This is a genomic window from Paradesertivirga mongoliensis, from assembly GCF_024436395.1.
In the GTDB taxonomy this organism is placed as follows: Bacteria; Bacteroidota; Bacteroidia; order Sphingobacteriales; family Sphingobacteriaceae; genus Paradesertivirga; species Paradesertivirga mongoliensis.
Genome location: NZ_JAFMZO010000002.1, coordinates 112,427 through 121,383 on the forward strand (window position 1 = coordinate 112,427; position 8,957 = coordinate 121,383).

The 8,957-nt window shown below is 44.0% G+C and carries 12 protein-coding genes; all 12 read left to right on the forward strand.

Going from position 1 to position 8,957, the window contains the following annotated elements:
* Nucleotides 1-26 precede the first annotated feature (26 nt).
* The 12 genes from J3P43_RS06350 to J3P43_RS06405 all read left to right on the forward strand — a co-directional run bounded on the left by J3P43_RS06350 (nt 27) and on the right by J3P43_RS06405 (nt 8,950).
* Nucleotides 27-872, forward strand: a complete 846-nt coding sequence (locus tag J3P43_RS06350) for a hypothetical protein (protein ID WP_255900450.1) — start codon at nt 27-29, stop codon at nt 870-872.
* 42 nt (nt 873-914) lie between these two features.
* The gene (locus tag J3P43_RS06355) at nt 915-1,595 is read left to right on the forward strand and encodes a hypothetical protein (RefSeq protein ID WP_255900452.1); all 681 of its coding nucleotides are present in this window, start codon (nt 915-917) and stop codon (nt 1,593-1,595) included.
* Nucleotides 1,592-2,254, forward strand: a complete 663-nt coding sequence (locus tag J3P43_RS06360) for a hypothetical protein (RefSeq protein ID WP_255900454.1) — start codon at nt 1,592-1,594, stop codon at nt 2,252-2,254. Before J3P43_RS06355 ends, J3P43_RS06360 begins: the two co-directional genes overlap by 4 nt.
* Nucleotides 2,244-3,887 carry a hypothetical protein gene (locus tag J3P43_RS06365; protein ID WP_255900456.1) on the forward strand — a complete coding sequence of 548 codons (1,644 nt, stop codon included), beginning with the start codon at nt 2,244-2,246 and terminating at the stop codon, nt 3,885-3,887. The genes J3P43_RS06360 and J3P43_RS06365 overlap by 11 nt, the downstream gene beginning before the upstream one ends.
* 36 nt (nt 3,888-3,923) lie before the next feature.
* On the forward strand, nt 3,924-4,700 hold the full coding sequence (locus J3P43_RS06370; RefSeq protein ID WP_255900458.1) for a hypothetical protein: 777 nt from the start codon (nt 3,924-3,926) through the stop codon (nt 4,698-4,700).
* Nucleotides 4,701-4,909: 209 nt separating this feature from the next.
* Complete coding sequence (locus tag J3P43_RS06375; protein ID WP_255900460.1) at nt 4,910-5,209, forward strand: hypothetical protein; 300 nt, start codon at nt 4,910-4,912, stop codon at nt 5,207-5,209.
* A complete protein-coding gene (locus J3P43_RS06380) occupies nt 5,206-6,582 on the forward strand; it encodes a hypothetical protein (protein ID WP_255900462.1) in 1,377 nt (458 codons plus the stop codon). The genes J3P43_RS06375 and J3P43_RS06380 overlap by 4 nt, the downstream gene beginning before the upstream one ends.
* On the forward strand, nt 6,579-7,544 hold the full coding sequence (locus J3P43_RS06385) for a DUF6712 family protein (protein WP_255900464.1): 966 nt from the start codon (nt 6,579-6,581) through the stop codon (nt 7,542-7,544). The genes J3P43_RS06380 and J3P43_RS06385 overlap by 4 nt, the downstream gene beginning before the upstream one ends.
* 4 nt (nt 7,545-7,548) lie before the next feature.
* Nucleotides 7,549-7,977 carry a DUF5675 family protein gene (locus J3P43_RS06390; protein ID WP_255900467.1) on the forward strand — a complete coding sequence of 143 codons (429 nt, stop codon included), beginning with the start codon at nt 7,549-7,551 and terminating at the stop codon, nt 7,975-7,977.
* Nucleotides 7,978-7,982: 5 nt separating this feature from the next.
* Nucleotides 7,983-8,285 (forward strand): hypothetical protein, encoded by a 303-nt coding sequence (locus J3P43_RS06395; RefSeq protein ID WP_255900470.1) that lies wholly within the window; start codon nt 7,983-7,985, stop codon nt 8,283-8,285.
* 2 nt (nt 8,286-8,287) lie between these two features.
* Nucleotides 8,288-8,464: a hypothetical protein gene (locus tag J3P43_RS06400; protein WP_255900473.1), complete on the forward strand. Its 177-nt coding sequence runs from the start codon at nt 8,288-8,290 to the stop codon at nt 8,462-8,464.
* Nucleotides 8,465-8,470: 6 nt separating this feature from the next.
* The gene (locus J3P43_RS06405; RefSeq protein ID WP_255900476.1) at nt 8,471-8,950 is read left to right on the forward strand and encodes a hypothetical protein; all 480 of its coding nucleotides are present in this window, start codon (nt 8,471-8,473) and stop codon (nt 8,948-8,950) included.
* Nucleotides 8,951-8,957 lie beyond the last annotated feature (7 nt).

Genomic DNA, 8,957 nt, shown 5'->3' on the forward strand with positions numbered 1-8,957 from the left:
TACTTTGGTCCTCTTAACCTATCAGAATGGCAACAACAGAAGTTAAAGAAGACGGGACTAAAAAGAAAACGTCGAAAAAGCCAAAATGCGGTATAATTATGCCGATTGCGTCAATAGACAGTTACCCTGCAAACCATTGGGCCGACGTCCTGCTAATACTACAAGAGGCCATAGAGGGTGAAGGTTTTGAGGCGAACCTAGTAAGTTATGCTGAAGAAAGTGGAATCATTCAACAGAGGATCGTTTCTAACCTGTACCAAAACGAACTTGTTATATGCGACGTCAGTGCGAAAAACCCAAATGTTATGTTTGAGCTTGGGATGCGTCTGGCGTTCGATAAACCGACGATTGTCGTAAAAGATGATCAAACTGATTACAGTTTTGACACATCTCCCATAGAACATCTCTCATATCCACGAGATTTACATTTTCACAAGATTCTCGCCTTTAAGGAAGATTTGAAAGCTAAGATCAACGGAACCTATGAAAAGAGTAAAGACCCGAATTATAGTACGTTTTTACAATCGTTTGGAACATTCAAGCCACAAAGGCTCGACGAGAAACCACTGGACATTGAAGCGGTATTTAATTATTTAGATGAAATTAAGCAAGACATAAACAGGTTAAAGGCTCCAAGCACTAGAATTAATGTATCTTCTAGAATAGAATCACATAACCAAAGGCTGCTGTCCACGATGTTGGAGAACGCTTTAATAGAGCGAAACTGGACAGTTGATACAATTTTAAACCATTCGCCTACAATGGGGGAACTTATGAACACTTTAAGAAAGGACCCACCTTTTTCAACCATGCATATAAACGATTTTCACCAGATGTTATTGACCGCAGTAAGAAATATACCTAAAGGGTAACCTGTCCTTTCCTTCCTATCTATCCATCACCACCTTTATGCCATGCAGGATATCAATGCGTGGCTTCATTCTGAGAGAGATTTTACCAAGGGTGCCGAGCTTTACCAAAAGTACGGCACTAACTCGTTTTTTAGAACGCTGCTTAAAGCAGGTCCAACGCCATACAACGTAAAAAAGCTGGGCGAAGAGCTGGAAGGCTTGGCGCCTGGCACACCTGCCAGTGTGGAGGCGCAAGCTGAAAGGTTAAAGGTGAAAGGTGAAGGAGAAGCGCCGAAGGAAGAGGTAAAGGTTAATATTCGTATTAATGGAAAACAGAAGTCTGCCATCTCCGAAACGCAGCGTGCGGCCGATATGCGCAAATACCTTGCGTTAAAAGCCGAGCGGGATAAAATCCTTTTACAAATCGATAACAACAAGTTTCTCCTCAATTACGAGAGCAACCAGGTAGTGCTGCACCAAACGGCTAAGCAACTGCTTAAACTCTGGGACAAAAAGCAGGAACTCTGGATGCTGATCGATTACTATGATGAGCATGGTTGCTTTGAGGTGGTTGAGGTGGTGCCTGAGAAATCCCGGGAGGAGAAGATGCAGCTGATTTATCAATGTATCAGTCGTGCGAATTCTCGCTTGAAAAAGCCCGGATATAAAGACCGGGAGAAAACCTTGAAGCTGATTGAGGAGAAACGGAAGGAGTTGGAAGTTTTGAAGGGAGGTGAAGGATGATTCCACAGTTAGCGGGATTGCTCAAGCCGAAGGATATTAAGGGAGAAACCGCTTTTGATATCATCCTGAAATATTGGCTTGATCACAAAATAAATGAACTGCCGGAAGACCTGGCTCGAATGCTTGAACGCTGGAAGCAGGTTAATGCGATGATACGAGAAGGTCATCTGGTAAAAAGGGGGAAGAATGAAATAACTCTCCCTTACAAATACAATGAGATTGCTGAATTTTTAGTTGAATACTATAAAATCTCTTTTCGCACTGCCTACAACGATATTGCCAGTGCTAAACGATTTTTTCTTCCTGACCAATCGAAGGATGAAAAGGAATTCGGAAGAGGAGTTTATATTGAATGGGGCGAACAGATGATGTTTGAAGCCAGGGCAGCTGGCGATTATAAATCTGCACATGCGTTCTTTAAAGAACTTAATGAAATTAAAGGCCACAAGAAAGATGATATCGATGCGCCTGCCTATCACCAGGTGCAGCTGCCTCACCTCGCAATTGTTGCGGATCCGAGCGAATTGAACGATGCGTTCACGAAGGTTGAGAATCCTGATCAACTAGTTGCTGATATACTGGCTAGACGGAAGAAAACGAAGCTGGATAAGATGATTTCGGAAGCTGATATCGCCGAGGAGGTGCCAGATGGTAACTGAAGAGCGGAAAGTTTGGCTTAATCGTCCGCAAAAAATATCTGAGCTCGTACAAGCCAATGAAGAGTACGGCGTTTGGGGTCGGGCAACGGGTAAGACCGACGGCCCGATATCAAAACGAACTTCGCACCAGGCAACAGTGATGCCTCGCGGTACTACGGGCGTAGTTGCTGCCACTTACATGCAACATTTAGACAGGACGCTCCCCCCGCTGTTTAAATCGTGGGAGGCCCGCGGTTATATAAAAGATGTTCATTATTGGGTTCGCCAGCGCCCACCGAAGAAATTAAACATTCCGGATCCGATTTACAAGGTGATGGATCCGCAGCACTATATTTTCTGGTATACGGGGCATGTGTTTTACCTGATCTCGCAAGATCGGCCGGGACTGGCCAACGCCAAGACAATGGATGCGGTTGTTGCGGATGAGGTGAAGTTCTTAAACTTTGCTCAGTATGTAGAGGAGGTTGTGCCGGCGAATCGTGGTAACGACAACTTGTTCGGCCACATGAGCGAGCACCATTCGGTTACAATGTTCACCGATATGCCTACCAAACAGCAGGCGAAGTGGATTCTTGAAAAAGCTGAGCAGGTAGATATGGAAAGGGTGTCGCAAGTGGTAGGCCTGCAGATAGAATACAATAAAATGTATTTGGAATACCAACATGAACGCACCACAAGGCCAAGAAAAGACTATTTAAGGCGGAAATTAACAAACTATTACATTGCTTTAAATGAATTGCGGAAAGGTTTGGTCTGGTACTCTGAAGCTTCAACGCTTGAGAATATTCAGATCCTCGGCCCGGAAAAGTTTAAGCAGTGGGAACGTGAGCTGCCGCAGATGGTTTATGATACTTCAATCCTGAACCTGAAGAATATTGCGGTACCTGATGGCTTCTTTCACATGTTGGATTTGGAGTTGCATGGGTATTTCAACTATAACTATAACCACATCGATAATCTGGGCTTGTACCTTCCCGATGGTGTAATTAAGGATTGTCGCAAAGATGGCGACTTAGACCGCACGAAAGCCTTAGATATAGCATTCGATTATAACGCAGCTATTAAAAGCCTGGTGATCGGTCAGGATAAAGCGAATTTCTATCCAACCCTCAAATCAATGTTTGTGCTGGCTGCAGATAGGAAGGTGCTGTCTGACCTGGTTGATGAGTTCTGTGAGTATTACCAGTTCCATGAGCGCAAAGAGGTGAACTACTACTATGATCACACCGCTAATGTAACTGATTCGACCAGGCTCGAAACCTTGCACGAGGTAGTAACTAATCAACTCCGAAAGAATAAGTGGGTAGTGAATAAACATTACATCGGCCAGACTCCTGAACACGATATCCGGTACCGATTATGGGAAGAAGTATTTAAGGAGAAGGACCGCAAGTTCAAGCCTGCACGCTTCAATCGCGATAATGCCGAACAGCTGCTGATCTCTCTGCAACAAACCGGCGTTAAGAAGGTTGGCAATGTGTTTAAGAAGGATAAGAGCAGTGAGAATAAGAACTCAAAAGTACGTCCACAAGATGCGCCTCACCTTGGCGATGCCTGGGAAACGTTGTACGTCGGAAGATTTAGGACGGAGTATGGCTATGAGATGCCTGTTACGGATATTATAACGGTTTGATGTTTTTGGGCACTTCTCGTATATTGTGTGAAAAACATGCGCACAAACGACTCTGAGAAGGCCAGAAATTATGATGGCATATTGAAGGTACTTACCGATCTACTCGATGACGTCAACAAACTTCAAAACATGGCCACAGTTGTTGTAGTCGGATTGGGGTTAAACCAAAAATTCCCTGGGCTAGTAGAAGCATTAAAAGGTATTAATATTGACCACAACCAAGGCGAGGACTTCGAGGAGATAATTAATAGACATGCTAAGCTAGCAGAAGAAGAAGAAGATCAAGGATACCCTTTCCTTTATTCTCAAGCATCAATCATGTTATATTCAAATCTCGAGGCCTGCATTAAACGCATAGTAATTACCTACTTTCGACATAACAACTTGACAGAAATAAAAGAAGTTTCAAATCTAAAGATCACAGTTGCCGAATATTATAACTTAGATGATGATGACCGTTATGATTACTTATTCCAGCAATATGAAAAATCGATAACAATAGGAATTCAATATGGTGTAACAAGGTTTGAATCATTATTAAAACCAATAGGCTTATCTGGACCTATGACAGAAGAGGTTTCAAAAACAATTTTCGAGCTAAGCCAAATTAGGAACGTCCTCTTACATAGAGGATCTATTGCAGATAGACATTTTATTAAAAGCTGTCCTTGGGTAGCTTACAATCTAGGAGACTCTATTAAGGTCGACCGAGACCAATACAACCGATTCACCGAAGCTGTGGGGGAATACTTTGTGCTGCTTGTTGAACGATTAAGAGAATTGAAAGCGATTCCACCGAGGAAGTCCGAATAGGCTTTCATATACCCCCAAATCTGTGCCAAAACCTTTCCCTCCCCGATAGTGCGTGTCGGGGTCGATATTCTGAGCACGTAACTGTTTTTTGCCTGTCTCTTAGTTAGTTAATTGATACACAAATAGTTGTAAATCTTTTGGTTGCAATGAAATGTGATGCTTTTACCTGTCCTTTCGTGCGGGTGCGTGAAGTGTGATTTTTGGTATCAATGGAGATTATAAGAGTTGCAGATATGCTTAACGAAATGATGGAAAGAGAGGAGAACGGACAGTTCAAGCCTTTTGAAATTGAGTTTGTTACCTGCAACCTCAGAAATAATACCGGAGGTGAAATAATTACTCTTGACAGAGCGGTGTTTGTTGGCGGTCCTTCTGATAGAAAGACCGCCAGAAACCCGAACCATGGTAGAAATTTTACCCGCAATATCCGTCATCAGGATAGCGACCGGATTATAACCTTCCATCCTCTACTTGCTAGAAAATTTAACGGTAAACAGGTTGCGCAATGAGTAAGATAGAATATATCGGTAACGGTTTAGCAATGCTCGGTGAACACGGTATTATCGTGAACATGGGTGCTGATGAGCTGATTGTTGCACCTAAAAGCCCGAAGCCTGAGAGGCCAAATGAAGGTGGCAGCAGTAATGTTGCTTTCTGGGGTGAGGATAATGATTTCCCTCAACAGGTAATTGAGCGGGTTGAGAAAGATACTGAGTTGCCGCCTCTGTTGGATTGGAAAGGCCGTGCGTTGCAAGGTCGGGAGGTGGTTGCTGTTGATCTGGTATGGAATAAGGAGAAGAAAGATTTTGATGTTGTACGGATTAACGACCCTGAGATAAACAATTTTATTGCCGCCAGAACTTTCAAGCGTTACTGGCGCGAGGCGTGTGTAGATTTTAGCTGGTTTGGAATGCCGTTTCCGGATTTGATTAAGAATGCGGGAATGGATAAGATCGCTTATCTGGGCACACACGATGCCAGCTGGTGCCGGTGGAGTAAGCAAAATCCGAAAGGGAATATAACAGTTTGCTACGTTGCTTCGAACTGGCCGGATGCGAAAGAATCTGACCCTACAACTATGAAGTTTCCGGTGGTGGATCCTTATGATCCATTGGCGGCTGAGAAATTAAAAGAGGATAAACGGATTCGGAGATGTGTTTTCCCGATCAATTATCCAAGTCCGGGCAAAGCTTATTATCCGTCTACGCCTTACCACTCATTTCTTTTTTCGAAGTGGTATGATATCAAGCAGCTGATTCCTGAAATGAAAGCTTCGCTTATGCAGAAGATCCTCTCTGCAAAGTGGATTTTGCATATCCCGGTTAATTACTGGCCTTCTATTTATCCTACATGGCATCAAATGACGCCGGATGAAAGGCTTGAAAAGAAGAAATTAAAAGTTGCGGAGATTGAAAAAACATTAACGGGTACAGCAAATGCTGGTAAGACCGTGCTTTTCGAAGTTGGCGTTGACGACCACGGCAACATTATACCAGGCTGGAAGCTTGAGCCGATAATGGATGCTTTGAAAGATGGGCAACATCTTGAAGATAGCAACGAGGCGAGTATGCACGGCATGCGCGGGCTTGGCACTGACCCTGCTTTGGTTGGTGATGGACCGGGTAAGACCAACAACGGATCCTCTTCATCGGATAAACGTATTGCCTTTAACATCTTCGTTGCTCAATTAACTCCTTACAGAGAAGTTTTATTCGAGCCGCTATACTTCATTGCGGAATTTAATGGATGGCTAAACAGATATCCTAACCTGCGTTTCAAGGTTCTCGAAATTGAATTAGAGACCCTCGATAAAGCACACGCCACTTCTAAAGAAACGAATCCGGTTACTACCAACCCAGCTAAGGAGGGCGCAGGCAAATGAGCTTAATTGATACTAACGCCGAGATTAAACGGCATAACAGCAGCATTACCACTCAGTTGGAGGTTGCGAGCATACAGTCTTTTATTGATGATGCTGAAAATAATCACCTTATTCCGGCTATTGGGCGTGCGGCATTTGACGCGCTTGTGGCTGGTAAGGCTGATTATGCGGATGGCAGCAAGGAGAAAACGCTTTTGCTGGCTCTGCAGAAGGCTTGTGTAAACTTTGCCCTGCACTATTATTCTGATAATGGCGGACTGATTATCGACAATGCCGGTATCGCTGTTTTAACTAGCACCACCAAACGACCTGCTTCTGATAAAAAGCTGATAAGTTTTAAACGTCAGGCTTTTAACAGCGCTCATAATTCGTTGGAGCTGGCGGTTTCTTTCCTGGAAGCGAATATTGCGGACTTCGCGATTTATGCGGCGTCGGATGAGCGGGTTGAGAACCGTTCGAGGTTTATTAATACTTCGCGGGAGTTTCCGCAAAAAATCCCGGTAACGGCTGCGCTGTATACCAGGTTAAAAGCAATCATCAGTAAAGAAGAGGAAACGATCATCTTCAATATGCTGGGTGATGATCTGCTAACTGATATCCGAACAAAGTTTCTTGCTAATAACCTTACACCTACCGAAAAAACGCTGGTTACCAAAATTCGCCATGTAATTGGTTCGAATGCCATCCGTAAAGGAATTACTTACGGACTGGTTGATGTGGAAGCCACCGGATCGTACGTGCACCGTGATACTGTTGGAGGTATTTCTGGAAACGTGGAGAACCGCGACCCGGCAGAGCTCGACCGGCTTAAACCGGTGATGCAGCAGTTGGCCTGCGATTATGAATCCGATCTGGAACGGCTTCGCATTTTCTTGAAGGATAATGTCGCTAATCTGACCGGGTACACCGCTCCTACTGAGGTGGTGGTGAATGATCCGGATAGCAATGTTTATTTAATGTGATGATATGGAATTAAAAGTTCAGCGGAAGCTTAGAACCGACGAATCGACTATAGGAGTGCTTTTTGTTAACGACATCCGCCAATGTTTTACACTGGAAGATAAAGACAGAGGTTTGGCGAAAGCTCAGCCATTGAGGACGATTCTAGCAGCGAAAGTCTACGCTAAAACGGCTATCCCGGCAGGAAAATACGAAGTGATTGTCAACTTCAGCAATCGCTTTAAAAAGCAACTTCCCTTATTACTGCAGGTTCCAGGGTTTGAAGGTGTGCGCATCCATCCGGGTAATACTGCTGCCGATACTGAGGGATGCATTCTGCTGGGATCATCGCAGGGAAAAAACTGGATCGGCGAAAGTCGGCTGGCATTCGAGGCCTTTATGCAGAAGCTTAAGACGGCAAGCGAAGGAGAAAAGATTTACATCACTATTGAATAATACCTATGAAAAACATGCCCGGAAGCGCGCAAGAGAATGAATTTAATGTATTCCACATTCCGAAATGGCTGCGGTCGGGAATTATGATAGGCTTTTTGTCGATCTCGCTGATATCTAACTGGTTTCTGTATAACAAAGTCGACAGGCTCTATACTGAGAAAGATAAGATGCAGGAGAAGCTTTATGAGAAAATGATAGACTATGTAAACCCGACGTTGCAGAAGATGGACCGGGCTTCGAACAAAGCCGAAGAAACGACCGTGCGGGTGGATAGTGCCTTGAATAGTATTTCACAACAAAATAAATAACGATGAAAAAACTACTGGTATGCATGCTGTTGATCTGCCTTTTTGCCGGTGGATCTGTACGGTACCAACCGCCACAAAGCAATGACATTAAAGATGTGGGCAAATCTGTGGATGCCTTCACGGCAAAGCTCGATCGATTGCAGGTATCGACCGAAAAGTTAAACAAGGCTTTAAAATAATCGGTGATGAAAAATAAACTACTGGCGTTGGTGGCGGTTGCGCTGCTCTTTTCAATTGGCTTGTCGGCTTGTAAATCCCAAAAGAAACATCGTGAAAACGAGCAACGAACAGTGGATCTTTCGGCAACGGTTAATAAGCTTGAATCTCTTGATGAAAGCAAGGTTTCGAAATCGGAAGCTAAGAGTACTGACAACAGCATTATCCGCATTGTAGAAGAGACCACTATAAAAAAAGGTGGCGATACTATCGAGACCAGGCGCAAGACAACCGACATCAACAACAATAAGGAGAAGACGAATAAGAAGGAAAAAGTATCAAAAAAGGTTCTGACCATTCGCACGCTTACTACTACTCAGATAAAGGAAAAGCAGATCATTACGATCGTAAAAAAGGTTTCGACAGGGGTGCCGTGGTGGATGTACTTTCTGGCTGGGGTGCCGTTCGCCGGAGCCGTGCTGTATATCATCAGGATAAAGTTCTTTTAATGCTTCG